This window comes from Xanthomonas sp. D-99, assembly GCF_017746145.1.
GTDB lineage: Bacteria > Pseudomonadota > Gammaproteobacteria > Xanthomonadales > Xanthomonadaceae > Xanthomonas > Xanthomonas cissicola.
On sequence record NZ_JAGHWU010000033.1, the window covers coordinates 74,181 to 96,631 of the forward strand.

The 22,451-nt window shown below is 65.7% G+C and carries 20 protein-coding genes and 1 other RNA gene; 13 read left to right on the forward strand and 8 right to left on the reverse strand.

What is annotated here, in order from left to right; all coding sequences use genetic code 11:
- The first annotated feature begins 47 nt into the window (after positions 1-47).
- The 6 genes from J7360_RS13065 to J7360_RS13090 all read left to right on the forward strand — a co-directional run bounded on the left by J7360_RS13065 (position 48) and on the right by J7360_RS13090 (position 5,352).
- Positions 48-785, forward strand: coding sequence for an HAD family hydrolase (locus tag J7360_RS13065; protein WP_057660615.1), 738 nt, complete (start codon positions 48-50; stop codon positions 783-785).
- Positions 786-824: 39 nt separating this feature from the next.
- On the forward strand, positions 825-2,195 hold the full coding sequence (locus J7360_RS13070; RefSeq protein ID WP_057660617.1) for a leucyl aminopeptidase family protein: 1,371 nt from the start codon (positions 825-827) through the stop codon (positions 2,193-2,195).
- A gap of 201 nt (positions 2,196-2,396) precedes the next feature.
- A complete protein-coding gene (locus J7360_RS13075; RefSeq protein ID WP_244667808.1) occupies positions 2,397-2,708 on the forward strand; it encodes a hypothetical protein in 312 nt (103 codons plus the stop codon).
- A 203-nt stretch (positions 2,709-2,911) separates the two neighbouring features.
- Positions 2,912-3,673, forward strand: a complete 762-nt coding sequence (locus J7360_RS13080; RefSeq protein WP_244667809.1) for a hypothetical protein — start codon at positions 2,912-2,914, stop codon at positions 3,671-3,673.
- 48 nt (positions 3,674-3,721) lie between these two features.
- On the forward strand, positions 3,722-4,813 hold the full coding sequence (locus tag J7360_RS13085; RefSeq protein ID WP_057660621.1) for a catalase family peroxidase: 1,092 nt from the start codon (positions 3,722-3,724) through the stop codon (positions 4,811-4,813).
- Positions 4,810-5,352, forward strand: coding sequence for a cytochrome b (locus J7360_RS13090; RefSeq protein ID WP_039731897.1), 543 nt, complete (start codon positions 4,810-4,812; stop codon positions 5,350-5,352). The genes J7360_RS13085 and J7360_RS13090 overlap by 4 nt, the downstream gene beginning before the upstream one ends.
- Positions 5,353-5,573: 221 nt before the next feature.
- On the opposite strand, the gene J7360_RS13095 is transcribed toward J7360_RS13090, so the two are convergent.
- The 3 genes from J7360_RS13095 to J7360_RS13105 form a co-directional block, all read right to left on the reverse strand.
- Entirely contained in the window at positions 5,574-6,362 is a 789-nt protein-coding gene (locus tag J7360_RS13095; RefSeq protein ID WP_057660623.1) for a ThuA domain-containing protein, read from the reverse strand.
- 216 nt (positions 6,363-6,578) lie between these two features.
- Complete coding sequence (locus J7360_RS13100) at positions 6,579-7,181, reverse strand: response regulator transcription factor (protein WP_003486570.1); 603 nt, start codon at positions 7,179-7,181, stop codon at positions 6,579-6,581.
- 84 nt (positions 7,182-7,265) lie between these two features.
- Positions 7,266-8,447: a sensor histidine kinase gene (locus J7360_RS13105; protein WP_057660625.1), complete on the reverse strand. Its 1,182-nt coding sequence runs from the start codon at positions 8,445-8,447 to the stop codon at positions 7,266-7,268.
- A gap of 466 nt (positions 8,448-8,913) precedes the next feature.
- Here J7360_RS13105 and J7360_RS13110 point away from each other — a divergent pair, with 466 nt between their 5' ends.
- From J7360_RS13110 to J7360_RS13130, 5 genes are all read left to right on the forward strand, one after another.
- Positions 8,914-10,155, forward strand: a complete 1,242-nt coding sequence (locus J7360_RS13110; RefSeq protein ID WP_209034024.1) for an efflux RND transporter periplasmic adaptor subunit — start codon at positions 8,914-8,916, stop codon at positions 10,153-10,155.
- 376 nt (positions 10,156-10,531) lie between these two features.
- Positions 10,532-11,221, forward strand: coding sequence for an ABC transporter ATP-binding protein (locus tag J7360_RS13115; protein WP_005914341.1), 690 nt, complete (start codon positions 10,532-10,534; stop codon positions 11,219-11,221).
- Positions 11,222-11,233: 12 nt separating this feature from the next.
- Positions 11,234-12,394, forward strand: coding sequence for an ABC transporter permease (locus J7360_RS13120; protein ID WP_057660627.1), 1,161 nt, complete (start codon positions 11,234-11,236; stop codon positions 12,392-12,394).
- A gap of 7 nt (positions 12,395-12,401) precedes the next feature.
- Complete coding sequence (locus tag J7360_RS13125) at positions 12,402-13,727, forward strand: ABC transporter permease (RefSeq protein ID WP_209034026.1); 1,326 nt, start codon at positions 12,402-12,404, stop codon at positions 13,725-13,727.
- A 182-nt stretch (positions 13,728-13,909) separates the two neighbouring features.
- Positions 13,910-15,025, forward strand: a complete 1,116-nt coding sequence (locus J7360_RS13130; protein ID WP_057660633.1) for an alpha/beta fold hydrolase — start codon at positions 13,910-13,912, stop codon at positions 15,023-15,025.
- A gap of 77 nt (positions 15,026-15,102) precedes the next feature.
- On the opposite strand, the gene rarD is transcribed toward J7360_RS13130, so the two are convergent.
- The gene (gene rarD, locus J7360_RS13135) at positions 15,103-16,011 is read right to left on the reverse strand and encodes an EamA family transporter RarD (RefSeq protein ID WP_007966951.1); all 909 of its coding nucleotides are present in this window, start codon (positions 16,009-16,011) and stop codon (positions 15,103-15,105) included.
- Positions 16,008-16,952 carry a drug/metabolite exporter YedA gene (gene yedA / locus J7360_RS13140; RefSeq protein WP_173361951.1) on the reverse strand — a complete coding sequence of 315 codons (945 nt, stop codon included), beginning with the start codon at positions 16,950-16,952 and terminating at the stop codon, positions 16,008-16,010. Before yedA ends, rarD begins: the two co-directional genes overlap by 4 nt.
- Positions 16,953-17,003: 51 nt before the next feature.
- Here yedA and J7360_RS13145 point away from each other — a divergent pair, with 51 nt between their 5' ends.
- Complete coding sequence (locus tag J7360_RS13145; RefSeq protein WP_022560225.1) at positions 17,004-17,459, forward strand: Rap1a/Tai family immunity protein; 456 nt, start codon at positions 17,004-17,006, stop codon at positions 17,457-17,459.
- A 268-nt stretch (positions 17,460-17,727) separates the two neighbouring features.
- Here the strand turns inward: J7360_RS13145 and J7360_RS13150 are convergent, their stop codons facing one another.
- Positions 17,728-19,419, reverse strand: coding sequence for a M28 family metallopeptidase (locus tag J7360_RS13150; RefSeq protein WP_209034028.1), 1,692 nt, complete (start codon positions 19,417-19,419; stop codon positions 17,728-17,730).
- A 139-nt stretch (positions 19,420-19,558) separates the two neighbouring features.
- Between J7360_RS13150 and J7360_RS13155 the strand changes: the two genes are divergently transcribed.
- A non-coding RNA gene (locus J7360_RS13155) (sX9 sRNA) lies at positions 19,559-19,635 on the forward strand.
- A gap of 313 nt (positions 19,636-19,948) precedes the next feature.
- Here the strand turns inward: J7360_RS13155 and J7360_RS13160 are convergent.
- Together J7360_RS13160 and J7360_RS13165 are read right to left on the reverse strand one after the other, a co-directional pair.
- Positions 19,949-20,992 carry an MBL fold metallo-hydrolase gene (locus J7360_RS13160; RefSeq protein ID WP_057660635.1) on the reverse strand — a complete coding sequence of 348 codons (1,044 nt, stop codon included), beginning with the start codon at positions 20,990-20,992 and terminating at the stop codon, positions 19,949-19,951.
- Between the two features lie 29 nt (positions 20,993-21,021).
- Complete coding sequence (locus tag J7360_RS13165) at positions 21,022-22,311, reverse strand: tryptophan--tRNA ligase (protein ID WP_007966942.1); 1,290 nt, start codon at positions 22,309-22,311, stop codon at positions 21,022-21,024.
- Between the last annotated feature and the right edge of the window lie 140 nt (positions 22,312-22,451).

Here is a 22,451-nt window from a genome sequence, read left to right on the forward strand (position 1 = left end):
CCCATTCTCGATTCCCGACTCTCCATTCCCGGCATTACAATCGTGCGATGAGCTTCCACATCCGCGCCATCACCCTCGACCTCGACGATACGTTGTGGCCCTTTGCGCCGATCGGGGCGAGGATCGATCGGGTGCTGTACGACTGGATGCGCGAGCACAGCCCGGTCACTGCCGAGCGCTTTCCGGTGGAGGCGATGCGCGAGCTGCGTGAGCGCAGCTTTGTCGACAACCCGCACCTGCATCACGACCTCAGCGCGCTGCGCCGGTTGACGTTGGAAATGGCGTTGCGCGAGAGCGGCGGCGATCTGGCGTTGCTGGAGCCGGCCTACGAGGTGTTCTATGCGGCGCGTAACCAGGTGGAATGCTACCCGGATGCGCTCGACGCGCTGGCGCGCATTGCCGCCCATGTGCCGGTGGCCGCGCTCAGCAACGGCAATGCCGATCTGCAGCGCATCGGGCTGATGCACCATTTCGCGTTTCAACTGGGCTCGCGCGAACACGGCAGCGCAAAGCCCGACCCGAGTATCTTCCTGGCCGCGTGCGCCCGGCTCGAGGTGCCTCCCGCGCAGGTGCTGCATGTGGGCGACCACGTGCGCATGGACGTGCTGGGCGCACTGGATGCCGGCCTGCGCGCCTGCTGGATCAATCGCGAAGGCGCGGTGTGGTCGCACCCCACCCAGCAGCCGGATCTGGAATTCGACAGCATGACCGGGCTGGCCGATTGGCTGGACGCGCAGCAGCCGCATCCCGGCCCTATGAATGCCGGCATCACCCTTCCCGCCTGAGCCACTGCGCGGCGCAAGGCGCTGCACTCGAGGATTTCCATGTCGCACCTCACCGGTTTCATCGATCCCAACGCCGCAGCCTTGCCGCTGTATGTGCTCGACCGCGAGGGCTTTACGCGCTGGTGCGCGGAGCAGCCCACCCGCGTGCTGTCGTGGGCGCAGGCACAGCGTTTCGATGCCGCGCCGGGCAGCGTGCTGTTGTTGCCGGGCGACAATGGGCTGGCCGGGGCGATCCTGGGTATCGGCGACCGGGCCGATGCCTACGCCTACGCGCATGCGCCGATGGCCTTACCGCCGGCCAGCCGCTGGACGCTGGCCAACCCGCTGAGCGATGCCGAGCAGGCGTTGCTGCATCTGGGCTGGGGATTGGGCGCCTATCGCTTTTCGCGTTATCGCAAGGTGCCGCGCGCGCCGGCCGAACTGGCTGCAATGCCATCGGCACAGACGCGTGCGCTGATCCAGGCGTGCCTGCAGGTGCGCGACTGGGTCAACACGCCCACCGAAGACATGGGCCCGCAGCATCTGGAAGAGGCCACACGCACGCTGGGACAGGCGCATGGCGCACAGGTCGATGCGATCGTCGGCGATGCCTTGCTGGCGCAGAACTTCCCCACCATCCATGCCGTTGGGCGCGCCTCGCATCGCGCGCCGCGACTGATCCAGTTGCAATGGGGTGACACGGCGCATCCGCATCTGGTGCTGGTCGGCAAGGGCGTGTGCTTCGACACCGGCGGGCTGGATCTGAAGCCGGCCGATGGCATGCGCAACATGAAAAAGGACATGGGCGGCGCAGCGCATGCGTTGGCGCTGGCCGGGTTAGTGATGGCGCAGCGGTTGCCGGTGCGGCTGACGCTGCTGATTGCGGCAGTGGAGAACGCGGTGGGTCCGGATGCATTCCGCCCTGGCGAAGTGATCACCACCCGCGCCGGCGTGTCGGTGGAGGTGGACAACACCGACGCCGAAGGCCGCCTGGTGCTGTGCGATGCGCTGAGCTATGCCACCGAGCAGCACCCGGATCTGATCCTGGATTTCGCCACGCTCACCGGCGCGGCACGCATCGCGCTGGGCCCGGACCTGCCGGCGCTCTTCGCCAACGACGATGCGCTGGCGCAGGCCTGGATCAGTGCCGGCGAGCAGACCCGCGACCCGGTGTGGCGCATGCCGCTCTGGCGCCCGTACCTGCGTTATCTCAACAGCCATGTGGCCGACATGGCCAACGCCGGCTCGCGCATGGCCGGCGCCGTCACCGCCGCGCTGTATCTGGAACGCTTCGTGGCACCCGGGCAGCCATGGGCGCATCTGGATGTCTACGCCTGGAACGACAGCGACCGCCCTGGCCGTCCCGCCGGCGGCGAAGCGCTGGCACTGCGCTCGGCGTTCGCGATGCTGCAGCAACGCTACGGCGGTTGAGCGCGGCGAGCGCTGCAATCAGCGTTCGCTCGCCCGGTAACTAGGATCGAATGGCATTGTCTAGGCTGCCTCGCGCCCCAGGCATCACATCCAAACGCACGCCAGGCATTGCCCGATCTCATCAAGGCCTCACTACGGCGAGCTGCTTCAGTCAAGGCAACAGACACGCATATACCGACTCGGACATCCGGAAGGCGGGCAATGGCGCGCGCATTCGCATCCGGCGGTGTTGAATCTACAGACCACACCGTGGCAATGCCCGGCGGAAACCGTGCAATATTCGGGCGCCTGAACGCATGCATGGAGCCGCCGTACTACGTGCTGTATCTCTTCAACACGTCGCGGGGCGAGGCAGAACCAGGCCGCTACCAAAGTCCTGCGCTGGAACGCTTCGACGTCAAAGCGTTCTGGTCATGGTTTGGCGCATTTCTTTCCGCAGATGCGCGCCATGACCTATGGGCGCATTTGCCGACTAGCCAAGCGACGGCGGTATGGGACCGCCATAACCAGTGAGTTTCACCCGCGCGACAACAGTGGTCCCCACACCGCACGAACATCATTCTCGCCTGAGTTTGATCCGTTGGCCAAGGAACTACTGACGATGTTCGATTGATCATTTTCGCCGCTTCGCAGCGAAAATACGCAATGAAGAGGGGCGGATGAGCGAAACTCTGTCGCCCGCAGCATCGCTTGACTGATCAAGGCATCGGATCTCGATGAGTGACTTACCTATTACAACGGCCGGTATACAAGGACGACGGCGCGTCTTCGCCATGGCGCCTGACGACCCTGATGGCGCTGCCGTGATCGCTCGAAAAATCAAGCACCCCTGGTACCGGTGCCAGGCGCTGTCGCGTGCCGCTGAATTCTCCTCTGGCGCCAAACGCACTGCCCTTCTCAAGGTAGCGATTGAGGCTGCGCACGAACAAAGCGAACCGAATCCCATCGTGACGGTTGCCTGCTGGCCGGTCGCCGTGATGGCCGAAGGATCGCTGACTCAGGCTGCAGATGTGATTCGTCAGCTACTTGGCATTGCACAAACCGAGCCACACAATCTTCGCCGAGCGCATGCTCTGCAGGCACTTGCGCGCCGCGTTTCTCATCTTCCGGAGCTGCTTGGATTGATCGTCCCGGCGCTAGCTGCGGCCATCCTTGGTGAAGGCGGCCCGCGCATTGACCGCGCCATCCGTGACACCTTCGAACTGGTGAGAATCACCAACCCAGAACTGCTCTACAGCTTGGCTCTCCATCCCAAGGCCAATCAGCAACAACAGAAGCTCTTGACGTCTATTAAAACGCCATCGGCTTCTCCACTCATGCGTAGTAGCGCTGAAATGATCGCCTTCCGCTCAACTCGTGCAGCAGGGGTATGCGCATCGTTCCAGAACCCCTTCGCAGCGTGTTTCATCACGCGCACAAGGCAGTCTATTCCGGATGATGCGCATCAAGCGTGCTCGGCTGCGGCGATGAAGGCGTAGCCGTGCGACAGTGAATATGCCGCCCATCGCAGCACACCGGAGCCAGCCATGACGTTGCCACCTCCCTCGCCCCCGCACGCGCGCAGCCCCGTGCTGCCCTTGTTGGGGATTCCCGCCATTGCCGGCGGCGTTGCGTTGGCGTTCGCCTGGACGGCCGGATGGATCGGTGGCGACCGGCTCACTGCCGCACGCATGACCGACACCATCGAATCCAGCGGGCCGCCACATCCGGGCTTTCGCCGCGCACATACCAAGGGCGTGTGCGTGAGCGGGCAATTCCAGTCCAGCGGCAAGGCCACCTGGCTGTCGTCGGCACGCATCTTCAGCCAGCCCAGCACACCGGTGCTGGGGCGCATGTCGATCGGCGGCGGCGATCCGCACGGGCCCGACGGGCAGGCGCGCGTGCGCAGCATGGCGCTGCTGCTGCGCAGCGACGACGGGCAGGAATGGCGTACGGCGATGAACAGTTTCCCGTTCTTCGTGGTCGCCACACCGGCCGGGTTTCAGGCGCTCAACGTGGCCTCCAGGCCGGACCCGGCCACCGGCAAGCCGGACCCGGAAAAACTGGCGGCGTTCGGCAAGCAGTATCCGGAAGCGGCCAAGTTCCAGCAGTGGGCCAAGACCGCGCCGTGGTCGGACAGCTGGGCCAATACGCAGTACAACGGCGTCAACGCGTTCCGCGCGATTGCCGCCGATGGGCGCGAACGCTACATCCGCTGGTCGATGCGCCCGCATACGCCTTTCAAGGAATTGAACGCCGAACAACGCAGGCAGGCCGATGGCGATTTTCTCGCCACCGACCTGGACGCGCGACTGGCGCACGGGCCGTTGCGTTGGGACATGGTGCTGACCATTGCCGAGCCCGGCGATGCGGTGGACGACCCGTCGCAGACGTGGCCGGACAGCCGCGAGCAGATCGTGGCCGGTACGCTCTCGATCGAGCGTGCGCAGCCGCAGGCCACCGGCCCGTGTCGCGATCTCAATTACGACCCGTTGATCTTGCCCAAGGGTCTGGCCGCATCGAATGACCCGATACTGGCGGCGCGCTCGTCGGTGTATTCGCAATCGTTCAATCGCCGCGAGCGCGAGATCGCCAGTGGTCAAGGCAGCGCCGCCACCGGCCAGGGAGCACGCCAATGAGCCGCCGCACCCACTTCAATCTGCCGGCGCGCGTGCTGCATTGGCTGATGGCCGCGATGATCCTGACCATGCTGTTCGTCGGCGTGGGCATGGTGGCCTCGGTGACGCAGCGGCCGTGGTTGATCGATCTGCATCGCCCGCTGGGCATCGCGATCCTGATCCTGGCGGTGCTGCGCTTGATCAACCGTTTGCGCAACCGGCCGCCGCCGCTGCCGGCCGACCTGCCGGCATGGCAGAAGGCCGCGGCGATCGCCTCGCACTGGCTGCTGTATGCGTTGATGCTGGGCATGCCGTTGATCGGCTGGGCGATGTTGTCCGCTGGCGGCTACCCGATCGTGCTGTGGCCGGGCGCGAACCTGCCGCCGATCGCACCGCACGACCCTGCGCTGTACGCCTGGCTGCGCAGCGCGCACGGCTGGCTGGCGTATCTGTTGTTCGCCACCGTCCTGGGGCATCTGAGCGCGGCCTTGTTCCATGCCTGGTTGCGCCGCGACGGCGTGTTTTCCAGCATGGCGCGTGGGGAGCGGCCTGTACGGTGACGGTGTTGGGGCCGATGGTGGGCTGATGCGGCTCGGCGGGTGATCGGCTACACGCACTGGCAGCACGGAGTTCCTTCTCCCCGGGACATTGTCTGCCCTTCAGGGAGAAGGTGCCCCGCAGAGGCGGATGAGGGTACGCGCGCAGCCGGTTGAAGTAGGCCCACGCGACTGGCTTCGCCCCCCACCTCACTCCAACCTTCCCGCCGGGGAAGGGCTAATGCTCAACGCTGGGGTTTTGTTGTGGGCGCTGGCGCAGGTGATTCGATGCCCTTGCCGGTCGCCGCCCAATAGATCCCACCGTACAAATGCTCCAGGTAGCGTGGGTCGTTATAGGCTTCGGCCAGATGGCCCAGCGCGGTAGCGAACACGCGGCCGCCTTCGAAGTGGTGATACCACGCCACCGGGTGCTGTTTGCCCATGCCCTTGGCGACCTGGCCCGGCCAGATCAAGGTGGGGTCATAACTGCGTTCGTCGACGGTGAGCAGCGTGACCAGATCGTCGCTGTAGGGCGGATCGTATTCGTACCATTCGTCGCTCCACACCCAGCGCTTGGGCAGGCCGGCAGTGGCCGGGAAATTGGCGTCGGCCACGTCCACCATCGCCGTTTGCATGTAAGGGTGCGTACGGAACGAGCGGCCGATCATGTGGTCGTACCACTCCCAGTCCCCGCGTTTGATCGCAAAGGCCTTGTGCACCGCGACCACGCCGCCACCGTTACGCACGTATTTTTGAAAGTTGGCCCGCTGCGCCGGGTCCAGATCGGTGGCCGGCGTATTGAGCAATACGATGGCCGCGTATTGCGACAGGTCGCCATCGAACGCCTTGGCGTTCCACGCCCACACCATCTCGACATAATGCTTGCGCGCCATCGCATCGAATTGCGGCTTGGCCACGGGGATATAGTCGTGGTGATACTGGTTGGGAATGGCAGCCACCAATATCTTGAATTGCTCGGCGGATGCGTTGAAGGCGCACACCAGCAGCAGGCCCGACAGCCACAGAGATTTCATGCATCGCTCGCCGTGTTTTCGATGCTGTGCAGTGTACCTGCGCGCGGCTGGCATGCTTTGGCGGGCATTTGGTATCGGTGTGGATCGCTCGCCGATGTGACGGATGCCACCGCTCCAGTGGCTGTAGCGTGGTGCGATCGCATCGCTTCTGCGAGCAACGCCGCACCCCGCAATCCAAGGCCCTCGCGCGCAGACGCGATCCGTCGAACGGTCGCGCTACAACCAGCCTTTCTGCCGCGCCAGGCGATAGGCTTCGATGCGATTGGCCACGCCCAGTTTGCCGATGCATTCGGACAGGTAATTGCGCACCGTGCCGTGCGAGAGCTGCAACTGTTGGGCGATCTCGCTGGCGGAGCGCCCTTCTCCAGCCAGCCGCAGCACGGTCCGTTCGCGTTCGCTCAAGGGGTCAGCTTCCACCCACGCATCGATGGCCAGCTGCGGGTCGATCACTCGCCCGCCGCGATGCACCTGCCGTAACGCATCGACCAGTTGTTCGGCGGGCGCATCCTTGAGCAGATACCCGGCCACCCCGGCATCCAGCGCACGGCGCAAAAATCCCGGACGCGCGAACGTGGTGACGATCATGACCCGTACCGGCAGCGCCTGCCGCTGGATCCGTTGCGCCAGTTCCAGGCCGGTCAGGCCGGGCATCTCGATATCGGTGACCAGCACGTCCGGCTGCAGGCGCTGCAGCTCGCGCCATGCGCTTTCGCCATCGCCGGCGCTGCCGACCACCGCAATATCGTCCTCCAGCCCGAGCAAGGCCACCAGTGCGCCACGCAGCAAGGCTTGGTCTTCCGCCAACAACACCCGGATCATCGGTCGCGCTCGCATGCATGCAACGGTTGCGCACGATAACAGCGCCGACGCATGCCGTGCACTTGGCAGCGCAACCAGGGCGCATCAAAGCGACTGTGGCATCACCGGCGACGGCGGCATTGCGGCAACGACCGCAGGCCGCGGCAAGGGCAGACTGGCGCGTAATCGCATGCCGCGCGGCAGGGCCTGCACATCCAACGCGCCACCCAGGCTGTGCAGGCGTGCGCGCATGCCGTCCAGGCCGTTGCCAGGCACGATCACGCCACCGCGGCCGTCGTCGGTGATCTCCAGCACCGCCTGCTCGCCGTGCGCGCGCAGCTGCACACGCACACGTTTTGCCTGGGCGTGGCGCTGCACATTGGTGGCCGCCTCGCGCACGACCAACGCAAGCGCGGTTTCGTGCTCGGGCGGCAACGCCAGCGGCTCCAGTTGTTGCTCCAGCGCAATGCCGTCCAGGTCCAGCAGCACGCGCGCCGATGCCAGTTCGGCAACCAGGCCGGCCGCACGGATGCCGGTGACCGCGCGTCGCACCTGCGCCAAGGCCTCGCGCGAGACCTGCGCCACCGCATCGATCTCGTCGCGTGCGGCCTGCGGGTCGCGCTCGATCAGGCGCGCGGCCAGATCGGATTTGAGCGCCACCAGCGACAAGGTGTGGCCAAGCAGATCGTGCAGGTCGCGGCCGATGCGCTCGCGTTCGGCGGTGGCCGCCAGCCGACGGACTTCGTCCTGCGAAAGGCGCAGCAACGCGTCCTTGCGTTCGTTGATGCTGTACACCGCGCCCACGGCCGCCATGCCCAGCACCGTCACCGGCATCCACACCAGCGCCTGCATGCTCAACCCGAGCCAGCGCGCCCAGCTCAGGTACAAGGCGTTCATCAGCAGCAACATCGCAAAGTGCCGCCACAACACATGCCGCGTGGAGGGGCGCAAGGTCAGGCAGGCGAAGACGAAATAGCTGAGCCCCGCCGAATACACCGGCAGCAAGGCAGCACTCAGCGCCGCCATCGCCCAGGCGTAGCGGTACAAGGTGCCGCGTGGCGCCAGCAACATGCGCGCGTAGAGCAGCACAAACACCGGGTAAGACGCCAGCGTGCACAACAGCCAGGTGCTATCGTAGCCACGCGCAGAAAACGCCGGCACCACGAACACCCAGGCCGACCAAAACAGGTGCACGCTATCCATCCACGGCGATTGCCCCTGCGCCAGCCGCGCGGCAACCTGCGAACTGGCGGCGGGACGAAGCCATGCGGGAAACCGGAGGCGCATCAGCGAAGATCCGTGTGGGTGAGCGGATTTTGCCACTGCCGGGCCCGTCTGCGTGCGGCTGCGTGCAGCTGCGTGCAGGACGACAGGGGTGAGCGGCCTCATGCATGCTCCTGGTGACTGCTGCGATGCGATCGCCCACCGAGGCTGCGATTCGCCTGCGCAGGCGCAAGCCAGACACGCGCGGTCTGTATATGCAAGGAAAGCATGCCGGTCACGGGTTGCCGAGGAGCCACCAGCATGGACGCCCGCCGCATTGGCGCACTAGTCGCCGGTGTCATGGTGTGCAGATGACAGCTGTCACTGGTGAGCGCGCCGCGCTGACCGCATGCTGCGCACCATCTGGCGGTGGCATCGGCGCATCGGCGCATCGACCGTTCGTCGCCCCAGCGCAGTTGGTGACTTCCGGCAGCTTGCGGCGTCGCCCGCAGACCGTCACATTTCGCGCAGCCTTCCGTCCTGGTCATCGATGAACACTTCCGCCGATCTGCTCAAGCAACTCCGCATCGACCGCCAGCGCCCCGCCACGCCGCCGCCCGTCCGCCGTACCGGCTGGATCCTCGCCGCAGTGATCGTCGTCATCGTGCTGGCCGCCGCCGCGTGGTGGTTCACGCGCCGCCCGGTGGTGAAGGTGCAGACCGCGCCGGTGGTGGCGATCAGCGCCGGCAGCAGCAGCGCATCGGTGCTGGACGCCTCCGGCTATGTGGTGGCACGACGCATGGCCACGGTGTCGGCGCAGGTCACCGGCAAGGTGCGCGAGGTGATGATCGAGGAAGGCATGCGCGTCGAACAAGGCCAGGTGATGGCCACGCTCGACCCGCTCGATGCCGATGCGCAGCGTAGCTTGTCGGCCTCGCAGTTGTCGGCCGCACGCAGCCAGGTCGACAACATGCAGGCGCAACTGGCGGTGGCCAATGCCGATGCCACGCGCCTGCAATCGTTGGTGGGTGCGCAGCTGGTGTCGCGCTCGCAATACGATCAGGCCATTGCGCAGCGCGATGCCTTGCGCGCGCAGCTGCAGAACGCCCAGCGCAACGTGCAGGTCGCCTCCGACCAGCTGGCCATTGCCGGTATCCGTTCGGACTTCAATGTGGTGCGCGCGCCGTTTGCCGGCGTAGTGACGGCCAAGGCAGCGCAGCCGGGCGAAATCGTCTCGCCGTTGTCGGCCGGCGGCGGCTTCACTCGCACCGGTATCGGCACCATCGTGGACATGGAATCGCTGGAAATCGAGGTGGAAGTGGGTGAGTCCTACATCGGCCGCGTGCAACCCAAGATGCCGGTGGAAGCGGCGCTCAATGCCTACCCGGAATGGAAGATCCCAGGCGAGGTCATCGCCATCATCCCCACCGCAGACCGCGGCAAGGCCACGGTGAAGGTGCGCGTGGCGCTCAAGGTCAAGGACCCGCGCATCGTGCCGGAAATGGGTGTGCGGGTCAGCTTTCTGGAGCAGGCCAAACCGCAGCAGGCAGCCAGGCCGCAAGGCGTGCGCGTCCCGGCCGCCGCATTGGTGGAGCGCGACACGCGCACGGTCGCGTTCGTGGTCGATGAGCACAACACCGTCAGCGCGCATGCCGTCACCACCGGGGTGATGGGCGAAGACAGGCAGGTGCTCTCCGGCCTGGCTGCGGGCGACAGCGTGGTACTGAATCCGCCGCAAGCCTTGAAGGATGGCGACAAGGTGACCGAAGCAGAGCCGAACGCGACCGAGTAACGCACAACCAAATACAGCGCACGCAGCAACCGCTCAGCGGGCACGGAACAGCGCGTTGATGGAAACGGCCGTGGTGCAGGCGCCTGCGCCGCGCTGCGACAGACGCGGTTGAAATCCAGTCACGCGGTAGCGACTGTGTGCTTGCGCATCTGCAGTCGCGATGTCCGTCAACATTTTCAGCCAGTGTCGTCGCACGCACGTTTCAGGCATCGGCAATGTGCGCCGTACATGGGTCGCCACAGCAGTCGATGCCTTGCCTGCACTCGCCAGATCGCTTCATCGCATTTCAGCTCGCCGTGTTACTGCAGTGCCGCATCACATCCGCAGTCGCTCTGCGCACTGCTTCATCTCTTCCATCGCACCGCCAGGAGTTGCCATGTCCGCTCTCGTCAGTTTGCGCAACATCACCAAGACCTACCAACGCGGCCCCGAGCAGGTGCAGGTGCTGCACGGCATCGATCTGGAAATTGCCAGCGGCGACTTCGTTGCGTTGATGGGCCCGTCCGGGTCGGGCAAGACCACCTTGCTCAACCTGATCGGCGGGCTGGACAACCCCAGCGGGGGCGAGATCGAGATCGAAGGCGAGCGCATCGACCGCATGAGCGGCGGTCAGCTGGCGACCTGGCGCAGTCACCACGTCGGTTTCGTGTTCCAGTTCTACAACCTGATGCCGATGCTCACCGCGCAGAAGAACGTGGAGCTGCCGTTGCTGCTCACCTCGCTCAATGCCGCCCAACGCAAGCGCAATGCCGAGATTGCATTGACCCTGGTCGGCCTGCAGGAGCGCCGCAACCACAAGCCCAGCGAATTGTCTGGCGGGCAGCAGCAACGCGTGGCGATTGCGCGCGCAATCGTCTCGGATCCCACCTTCCTGATCTGCGACGAGCCCACCGGCGATCTGGACCGCCACAACGCCGAAGAAATCCTGCGCCTGCTGCAGGAGCTCAACCGCGAACACGGCAAGACCATCGTGATGGTCACCCACGACCCCAAGGCCGCCGAATACGCCACCCACACCATCCATCTGGACAAGGGCGAGCTGGCCGACGCGCCGCTTGCACTGTAAGGGAGCGCTGCCATGAAGTATCTCTCGCTGGTATGGGCGCAATTGTTCCGCAGCAAGACACGCACCTTGCTGACCTTGCTCTCGGTGGTCGCGGCGTTTTTATTGTTCGGCATGCTCGATTCGGTGCGCGTGGCCTTCACCTCCGGCGGCAGCGTCAGCGGCGTGGACCGGCTGGTGGTGGCATCGCGCCTGTCGATCACCCAATCGTTGCCGATCAATCTGGAAAACCAGATCCGCAGCGTGCCGGGCGTGCGCGATGTGACCTCGGCAATGTGGTTCGGTGGCATCTACCGCGACCCGAAGAACTTCTTCCCGAATTTTTCGGTGGCGCCCAATTTCTTCGATGTGTACAGCGAATATCAGTTGCCGAAGGATCAGCTCAAGGCCTTCCAGAGCACACGCACCGGCGCGATCGTTGGCGAAAGCCTGGCCAAAGAAAATGGCTGGAAGATCGGCGACACCATCCCGCTGCAGGCCACCATCTTTCCGCGCGGCGGCAGCAACGACTGGCCGCTGCAACTGGTCGGCATCTTCCGCATGAAAGACCGCACGGTGGCCGCCAATCAGGAACGCCAGTTGATGATGAACTGGAAGTACTTCGACGAGTCCAACGACTACATCAAAAGCAGGGTGAGCTGGTACACGGTGACGCTGCGCAATGCCGACCAGGCATCGCGCGTGGCGCAGGCCATCGATGCGTTGTCGGCCAACTCCGACCATGAAACCAAGTCGCAGACCGAGTCGGCGTTTCAGCAGGCCTTCGTCAAACAGTTCGCCGATATCGGCCTGATCGTCACCTCGATCATGGCCGCGGTGTTCTTCACCTTGCTGCTGCTGACCGGCAACACCATGGCGCAGGCCGTGCGCGAGCGGATTCCGGAGCTGGCCACGCTCAAGACGCTGGGCTTTCAGGACCGCACCGTGCTGGGCCTGGTGATGGTGGAGTCGATGTTGCTGATCGGCCTGGGCGGTTTGATCGGCATGGGGCTGGCGGCGCTGGTGATCCCCGCGGTCGCCGCGCGCAGCGGTGGCCTGATGCCGACCCAGAGCGTGCCGCTGCAGACCTGGTTGGTCGCCTTCGGGCTGATGGCCGGCATCGGCATCGTGGTAGGTGTGCTGCCGGCATTACGCGCGCAGCGCTTGAAGATCGTCGATGCACTCGCCGGCCGCTGACAGGAGCATGCACATGCAACGCAAATGGAAAGATCGTGGGATCAACGCGCTGTCGGTCGTGCTGCTGGCAATCGGGCTGGCTGCCTGGATCGCATTGCCGTGGTTGGTGCTGCTGCCGATCGGTGGATTGCTGGCGGTGTGGCTGGTGGCCACACGCAGCGGGCGGCTCTCGCTGGCTGCCGCACGCATCGGCATCGCCACGTTGCCGCAGCGCTGGGGGTCCAGCTCGGTGATCGTGGTCGGCATCGCCGGCGTGGTCGGCGTGCTGGTGGCAATGCTGGCGATGGGCCAAGGCTTCCAGGCCACGCTCAACAGCACCGGCGACGAGACCACCGCGATTGTCCTGCGCGGCGGTTCGCAGGCGGAGACCAACTCGGTGATCACCCGCGACCTGGTGCCGCTGATCGGCAGCCTGCCCGGCATCACCGTAGATGCCAACGGCCGCCCGATGCTGTCGCCGGAACTCTCGCAAGTGGTGAACATCGCCTCCCGCTCCGACGGCACCGACGTCAACGCACAACTGCGTGGCGTGGGCGAACAGGCCTGGGCCGTGCATGACAAGGTCAAGATCGTGCAAGGCCGCCACTTCAACACCGGCCTGCGCGAAATGGTGGTGGGCAAGGGCGCGTTGAACCAGTTCCGCGGATTGGAGCTGGGCAAGACGCTCACGCTTGGCAGCCAGCAATGGACCGTGGTGGGCGTGTTCGCCTCCGGCGATGCGCACGATTCGGAGCTGTGGACCGACGCGCAGACGCTGGCCACCACCTACAACCGGAGCGCCTATCAGTCGATCAGCGTGCGCACCAACGGCAAGGCGGGCTTCAGCGCGTTCAAGACCGCCATGGCCGCCGATCCGCGGCTCAAGCTGGATGTGGAAACCACCCGCGCCTACTACAGCAAACAGGGCGGCGGCTTGAACAAGTTGATCAACATCCTGGGCACGGTGATCGGGGCGATCATGGCAGTGGGCGCGGTATTCGGCGCGCTCAACACGATGTATGCGGCGGTGGCCACGCGCGCGCGCGAGATCGCCACCATGCGTGCGATCGGCTTCCGTGGCACGCCGGTGATCATGGCGCTGATGCTGGAAACCATGCTGCTGGCATTGCTGGGCGGGCTGCTGGGCGGGGCGATCGCCTGGGCAGCGTTCAACGGCTACACCGTCTCCACGCTGGGCAGCAACTTCAGCCAGGTGGTGTTCCAGTTCAAGGTCTCGCCGGAGCTGCTATGGAGCGGGCTGAAATGGGCGCTGGGCATCGGCCTGGTGGGCGGGCTGTTTCCCGCGCTGCGTGCCGCGCGTCTGCCGTTTACCACGGCGTTGCGTGAGGTGTAGGCGGGCCTTGGCCCGCCGGGAATGGGGAATGGGAAGTTGGATGGCGACCGCCGCGGCAAAGCGCACGGCGGCTGCGTCTGAACGCATTGCAGGCTGTCATGGTTTTGTCACCGCAGTGCGGTAGATGCGCGGGCCGGGCAGGCCGTAGTCTACTCGGCTGTTTGCTCCATCGATCGATCGCCATGACGCGCCTGCTTGTGCTGGTCTGCGCCTGCCTGTGGCTGGCCGGCTGCTCCTCTTCTTCGACCTCGCTCAGCGAGCGCCTGGTTGCGCCCGGTGGCACCTCGCCGCTGCTGGACGAAGAACGCATCGCCGCCACCATCGCCACGGTGCCCAACCGCAGCGGCCATGTGGTGACGCGCGATGGCGTGCCGATCTTCTGGCGTGCGATCGACCCGGGTCGGTATGCCATGCACTACCGCTACATGGGGCAGCGCGCCGACCCGGCGCATGCGCTGGACGTGGATTTCAGTTTCAAGGCACCGACTGCCAAGCCGCCAGCGCCGCGCGGCACGGTGGTGCTGCTGCACGGCTGGATGATGGATGGCGACTCGCTGCTGCCCTGGTCGCTGCAGCTTGCGCAGGCCGGCTACCGCGTGGTCACCATCGACCTGCGCAACCATGGCCATTCTGGCGGCGGGCCATCCGGCTACGGCACGCGCGAGTCCGACGACGTCATCGATGTGCTCGACGCCCTGCAGCCGCGCGGCGAAATCCGCGGACCGCTGTATCTGTTCGGTATTTCCTACGGTGCGGCCACCGCGCTGTTTACCGCCGACAAACTCGGTCCGCGCGTGACCGGCGTGGTGGCGATGGAATCCTTCGCCAATGCCGGGCGCGGCATCCGCGACATGGTGCCGCACCTGCTCTCCAGCCAGCCGCACGGGTGGCATGGGCGGGCGGTGGCGGCGTATGCACGCTGGCGCTATGCCGACCAGAATATCGACGCGGTGATTGCAGCAGCCGACACCCAGCTCAAGCTGGACCTGGACCGTGTCGATGTTGCGCACGCCCTGGCCGACACGCGCAGCTGCGTGCTGCTGTTGCACGGCGATGCCGATCAGCACATTCCAGTGGCGCATGGCCGTGCATTGGCCCTGGCCAGCGCGCGTGCGCATTACCTCGAACTGCCTGGCGAAAACCATTTGAGCCTGCCACTACGGCTGGACTTGCTCGGCGGGCCCATCGATCAATGGCTGGCGCAGGTGCAACAAGACCCCAGCCATTGCCCTGCACCGCAGGCGCTGCCCGCGTCCACGCTGGCAGTGGCCAGCCCGTTAGCACCACCGCGCAGTTGAGCGCGGCAATTACGGCACGCTGACGCGAAGTAATCGCACCGATGAATGCCATACGCACTGCGTGCGGTGGCGCTGACTCAGCGCGTCACCGCCGGCTGCCGCGCACGCACCACGCTGTCGCCGACAAACAACAGCAAACCCACCCAGATTGCGGCGAAGCCAATCGCGCGCCCCTGGTCGAACGGCTCGTGGAAGAACCACACGCCCAGCAGCAACTGCAGGCTCGGCGCAATGTATTGCAGGATGCCCACCAACGACAGCGGAATGCGTCGCACGCCGTAGGCGAAACCGATCAACGGCAGCGCCGTCACCACGCCGCCGAAGATCAGCATCGCATCGGTCCGCAGGCTCCAGCCGCTCAGGAAGGCGCCGCCATGGCCCTGCTCGCCCCACGCCGCCAGCAACAACGCCGGCACGAACAGATACACGCTTTCCACGCCCAGCCCGGCCACCGCATCCACCGCCACCAATTTGCGCAGCAGCCCGTAGATACCGAAGGACACCGCCAGCCCCAAGGCAATCCACGGCGGCGCGCCGGCATCGATGGTCAGCCACAGCACGCCCGCTGCCGCGCAGGCCACCGCCACCCACTGGATGCGCCGCAGGCGCTCTTTCAACACCAGCACGCCCAGCAAGACGCTCAGCAGCGGGTTGATGAAGTACCCCAGGCTGGCCTCGATCACATGCCCGGCATTGATCGCCCAGATGTACAGGCCCCAATTGAAGGCGATCGCCACGCTGCTGCCGGCCAGCATGCGCAGCGCGCGGGGCTGCGCGGCGATGCTGCGCCACCAGCGCAGGCCCGAGCTCGCCAGCAGCCAGGCCACCACCAGCACCGTGCTCCACACGATGCGGTGAGCGATGATCTGCAGCGACGGCACCGCCTTGAGCAGATGCCAGTACACCGGCACCAGCCCCCACAGCACGAAGGTGGAGGCGGTGATCAACAATCCGCGGCGCGCGTCCTGCGACGACACCGCGCTCATCGCCGCGCCTTGGCGAAGGTGACCACCAGCACGCCGGCCAGGATCACCGCCATCGCACCGATGTCATGCGCGCTGAAGCGCTCGTGCCCGAGCCAGGCACCCAGGCTGACCGCAATCACCGGGTTGACGTAGGCGTAGCTACCGGCAAGCGCAGGGCGCACGTGATGCAGCAGCCACACGTAGGCGGTGAACGCCACGATCGAGCCGAACACGCACAGGTACGCCACCGCCAGCAGCCCTTGCGGACTCGGCCACACCTGCGGGCGCTCGCCGATCAACAGGCCGGTACTGACCAGCAGCACGCCGCCGCACAGCATCTGCCCGGCGGCGGTCATGAATGGCGAAGGCAGATCGCGGCCGCGCGACCACACCGAGCCGAATGCCCAGCCGATCGGTGCGATCAGCAACAACACCAGGCCACCCGGCGTCGCGGTCAGGCTGCTGCCGGCGTTGAGCCACACCACGCCCAGAAAGCCGATCACGATGCCCAGCCATTCGCCGCCGCTGGCATGCTGCCCGCGCAAGGCGCCAAACAACGCCATCCACAACGGCACCGAGGCCACCGCGGTCGCGGCCAGCCCCGACGACACGCTGCGCTCGGCCAGCACCACCATGCCGTTGCCGAGCAGCAGCAACGCCGCGCCCATCAGCGCCACGTTCTTCCACTGCGCACGCGTTGGCGCCGCCACACCGCGCCAGCGCAACACGCTGTAGAGCACGCTGCCGGCAACGATGAAACGTGCGCCGGACACCATCGTCAGCGGCTGCGCGCCACCTTCCAGCGCGAATCGGATCGCCAGATAGGTCGAGCCCCACACCACGTAGACCAGCAACAAGGCGAGAACGACCAACCCGCTGCGCGCAGGCGCGGCAGCATCGTGAGAGGAAGACATCGGAACAGGGCCAAGGAGTGCAGCGGAAGCTTCAATTCTAGAGCACATGCGCACGCCTACGTCGCACACGGCCGGCAGCCGGCAGCCGCCTAACGCGCTATGGTGCACACCAGCCCGCATCCGAGAATGCATATGCAGCGTCGCCTTACCTGGCTGGCAGCCGCCGCCGCCCTGACCATAGTTTCCACCACGGCACTAGCACGCGCCCCCGAGCCTTGGGAGCTCAGCGGGAGCAAGCTGATCGATGCGGGGCTGGACGGATCATTGGCGCCGGAAATCACCGCGCCGGAGCAACGCGAGTTCAAGGTCCTTGTCTCGGCCAGCCGCGCTGGCGCCTATCTGCTCGGCGTTGCCAGTGCCAGCTACCGCACACAGTGGTGCATGCCGGCAGGCAAGGCAGGCACGCCGGATCTGCAGGCGATCATCGCCGACATCGGCGCGCTGCCCGACGCACGCCAGGACGACGCCGCGCCCGACTTGATCATCGAGGCGCTGGCCAAACGCTATCCGTGTGGCGGAGGTGCCAGAAGCAAGCGTGCCGCTAGCGGCAAGTGACGCAGCGCCGGCAAGCCGTAGCGCACGTCTATCGGCAGCCGCTCAATGCTTGGCATCACTCACAACGCCGGGCATTTGGAGTTGGAGCGGCGACCAAGCCGTAACGAGCAGTCGCCGGCAGGCATCGACGGAACACAGGAGCCGCAGCGTATGCGTGTGCATGCCGCATCGTGCGCCGGCTGCGCCTACCTTGCGGCGAGCGCAGTCGTTTCATCAGCCATTCTTCGCTGCTTTGTCGAGGGCGCACTGCCCTCTCACCGCTACGCGCTTACTTGCGCACCGCCTCGCTCTTGGCACGGATCGCCTTGAATTCCGAGCCATCCTGCCAGCTCGGCCACTGCCGGCCGTTGGCCAGCGCCACGCCCACGTCGTAGACCAGCGTAGTGTCGGCGGCATGGCCGCTGGCATCCCATTGCGGGGTCCAGCGATCACACGGCTGGTGATAGCAGTCGGCGAAATACTTATCGCGCAGTGCCTTGCCTGCCGCGACGCCGCCGTCGAGCATGTCCAGGCCGGGGCCGGCGGTGATCGCCGGCACACCCATGCGCGCGAACGCAAAATGATCGGCGCGGTAGAAGAAGCCTGCTTCCAGATTCGGGTCCGGCGAATAGCTGCGACCACGCGCCTTGGCGGCGGTTTCCAGGTCGCCTTCCAGCGACACCCGCCCACGTCCCCACGAGGCGATGTCGCGGGTCGGACCATCGGGGCTGAACATTTCCATGTTGAGCACGGCCACGGTCTTGTCCAACGGTGCCAGCGGATGCGCGGCGTAGTAGTTGGCGCCGAGCAGGCCCTTTTCTTCGGCAGTCAAGGCAATGAAATACAACGTGCGCTGCGGCTTGGGGCCGGCTGCGAACACGCGCGCCAGTTCCAGCACGCTGGCCACGCCGGTGGCGTTGTCCACGGCGCCGCGTCGAATCGTATCGCCACTGGCATCGGCCTTGCCGATCCCGAAGGCATCCCAATGCGCGGAGAAGATCACCGTCTCATCCGGATGCTGGCTGCCGGTGAGCTTGGCCACCACGTTATGCGTGACCACACGCTCGCGCCTGAGCTTGAAATCCACCGACAACGTCGCATCGCCCAGCGCCACAGGCGCGAAGCCGCGCTGCTGCGCACGTGCCTTGGCCTGTTCGAAATCCAGGCCGGCCTGCTTGAACAACGACACCGCCAGTGGACGCTGCATCCAGCCGCGCACCGGCACGTGCTGCGCGCGGGCATCGGCATCGCTGCGCTCGATGTCGAACAACGGCGACATGCCCGAACTCTGCACCGTGCCCCAGCCATACGCCGCCGGCGCTGTCTCATGCACGATCAACACCCCGGCCGCACCGCGCCGCGCGGCCTCTTCATATTTGTAGGTCCAACGGCCGTAATAGGTCACGGCCTTGCCGTCGAACGCGCCCGGCTGCGGCGATTCGAAATCGGCATCGTTGATCAGCACCACCGCAATCTTGCCGCCCAGGTCCACGCCCTTGTAGTCGTCCCATTGGCGCTCTGGCGCACTGATCCCGTAACCGACGAAGACCAGTGGCGCGTTCTTCAACGCGACCGCCTGCTGCGGGCGCAGGCTTTGCAGGGTCACATCGCTGCCATTGACCAGCGCCCGCGTCTTGCCGCCGACGCGCAGGCTTGCGCGCACCGGGCCATCCACCTGCGCGCGCACCAGCGGCACGGCCTGGGTCCAGCCGCCCTGCTCGCCACCTGGCTCCAGGCCGGCCGTCTTGAACTGTTCCACTAGGTAATCGACCGTACGCTGCTCACCGGCGCTGGCCGGCGCGCGGCCTTCAAATGCGTCCGACGCCAGCAGGCGCACATGCCGCGACAATGCCTCGGCATCGATGCCGCCGCCCGGCAGATCGTTGGCGGCCTGCGCCACACCTCCCACAAACAGGCAGGCAGACAACAGCAGGATGCGCATCGGATTCACGGTGAGGCCTTGCAACGGTAGATGACACATAGTTTACAAGCGTGCAGCCAACGCCGGAGCGCCACGATGCGAAATTGCGTTCGGTCGCAGCGACTGCGCGCATGGCAAGAGGGGCTAGCACCACCACTGCGCAGCCGCCAGGCGGGCGCGGCCCGTGCTCGGAATCGGCATGCACCATGCATCCGCTGCGGCTCTGAGCGCGCCGTCCACACCCACCTGACGACGACTCGCCATGTTTCGTTAGCCACTCCAAGAGCGAATGATCTGCGGTTTGGCTGCAAGGCTCTTGCCGGACATCGCGGCACCTTCGAGGTGGCGCGCTCTATGAACTTCCCAATGCAAGCCGAGGACCGTAGAGCTTTGAAGAAGGTCACCGACGCACTGTCTGGCGCGGTGCCCTCGCCGCTTGCGGGCATGGACGTCGCCACCGAGCCCCATGGATGGGTCACGGCGTGTCCCGCAAGCGGTGAGGACACCGCGCGCTCTAACGGCCCGGCGTTCAAACAACGCCACCAATCGCTAAAACGCTTGAGAGAGCTTGCTAGCAGTTCCACGCGCACTAACGCGTACGCACCGCACGATCCAGCCAACAGCCCAGACCTTGCGCGTTGAGCTCGATATCTGTTGCCAGCAGTCGCTCCACGGCGGCATCGTCCAACCGACATCCATGCTGGCGTGCGCGCTCCAGGTACAACGCGGTCAATGCCGCCACCATGCAGCGATGTCTGTCCGGTCGCTGCGCGCAGCCCAGCGCAATGTCGGTCATCGCATGAATCTGCTCGCCCAGCGCCTGCGCCAACGGTTCTGGCGAGGTGACACGGCCGTAATGGGTCAGATACATCGCCTGCGGTGCGGCGTCCATCAGGCGCGCGATCGACTGCAGCATGGCTTCGGGTTCGAACTGCACAGGCGAAGACGTCGGCAGGATGAAAGCGCCGCGCGCGCTGTCCAATTGGCGATACGACAGGCCGAATGTGTCGCCGGTGAACCAGCTGCGGCTGCGCGCATCCCACACGCATAGATGATGGCGCGCATGTCCAGGCGTCTCGATGGTGCGCAGCACGCGCTCGCCCAGCATCACGGTATGACCCTCACCCGCCGCGACCACACGCTCGGCCGGCACCGGCTCGATGATGCCGTAGTTGCGCGCCATGTCCGCCTCGCCATACACCGCGGTGGCACCGGCAATCAGCCGCGCAGGGTCGACCAGGTGCGGCGCACCGCGCGGATGCACCAGCACCTGCGCATGAGGCAAATGCCGCAACAACGCCCCTGCCCCGCCGGCATGATCCAGATGCACATGGGTCAGGATCAACCACTCCACCTGCGCTGGCGACAACCCGGCCGCCCGCACGGCGGCCAGCATCTGCGGTACCGACAGCGAGGTACCGCAATCGATCAGGGCAGCCCGCTGCGCTTCGACGACCAGATACGCCGCATCGAATTGCACGCCACCAAAGCCGGTATCGATGGTGTGGATGTTGAACTCGGCTGTCGCTGTCATTCGCACCCCGCAGCAGCTGTAGGAAATGCAGTGTAGGCCCAAGCCTGGCGTCGCTGTCGTGCATGTCGCAACAGGCACGACCTTACGCACCGCAATCATCCACCTCTACGCCTGCTGCGCAGCGCAGGTCACGCCTCGCGCAAGGCGTCCATCGCAGCAAGAATCACGTCGACATCCACTTGCGCATGCACGCCCGGCAGCTGCAAATCGCTGGCCTGCGCGGCCTGTTTCAGCCGCGCGATCACCTGTCCGGCATCGCGTGGCGAAGCGAAGCCATCGCTCTGCAGCAGCAATGCACCCGCGCCATCGTTCAACTTGAAGTAGAACTGGCCATCGCTTTCACGATATTGCTTGAACATCGGCAGTGCGATCTTTTCGCTGGCCTGCACCGCCGCGGTGGCGGCCTGGCTGGACAGATCGCGCAGGCCCACCGCGTTGCGCAACTCCGCCAGCAGCGGGGTGGCGTAGCGCGCGCGCAGACGCGCGCCGCCGGCGCGAAGAATCGCTTCGATCTTGGCTGGCTCTGCCATCAACGCCTCGTAGCGCGTACGCAGCGGCGCAATCTCTTGATCGATCCGCTCGAACAATTGCTGCTTGGCATCGCCCCAACCGATGCCGTCTGCAAACGCCTGCGCAAAGGCGGCAGATTCCTGCGGCGTGGCAAATGCCTGATACAGCTGAAACAACGCCGACCCCTGCGTGTCCTTCGCTTGGCCCGGGGCGCGCGAATCGGTAAGGATGGAAAACACCAGCTTGCGCAATTCCTCGCGCGGTGCGAACAGTGGAATGGTATTGCCATAGCTCTTGCTCATCTTGCGGCCATCCAGGCCCGGCAAGGTGGACACCTGCTCGTCGATCACCGCTTCGGGTAAGGTGAAAAAGTCGCGCCCGTAGACATGATTGAAACGCTGCGCGAAATCGCGTGCCATTTCGATGTGCTGGATCTGGTCGCGCCCCACCGGCACCCGGTGCGCGTTGAAGATCAAGATATCGGCCGCCATCAGCACCGGATACATGAACAAGCCTGCGGTAACCCCGGCATCCTCGTCCTCGCCATCGGCGCGGTTCTTGTCCACCGCCGCCTTGTAGGCATGCGCGCGATTGAGGATGCCCTTGCCGGCCACGCAGGTCAGCAACCACATCAACTCGGTGGTCTCGGGCACATCGGACTGCCGGTAGAACCACACCTTGTCCGGATCCAGGCCGCAGGCCAGCCAGGTGGCGGCGATTTCCAGCGTCGAACGCTGCGTGCGTGCCGGGTCCTGTGCCTTGATCAGGCTATGCAGATCGGCCAGGAAATAGAAGCTCTCCGCATCGGCGCCTGCACTGGCCTGGATGGCCGGGCGGATTGCACCGACGTAGTTGCCCAGATGCGGGGTGCCGGAGGTGGTGATGCCGGTAAGGACACGGGTGGTCATCTACGTCATGCCAGGGTGGGATAGCCCCCAAGTTTAGCGGTTCCGCACTTTTGCCACTGCCGCAGGCGCGCCGGGGAGTCGGCTCGACGCTTCAACGCAGAACGGGCCGCATCAGGCGGCCCGTCGTCTGCAAGTTGCTC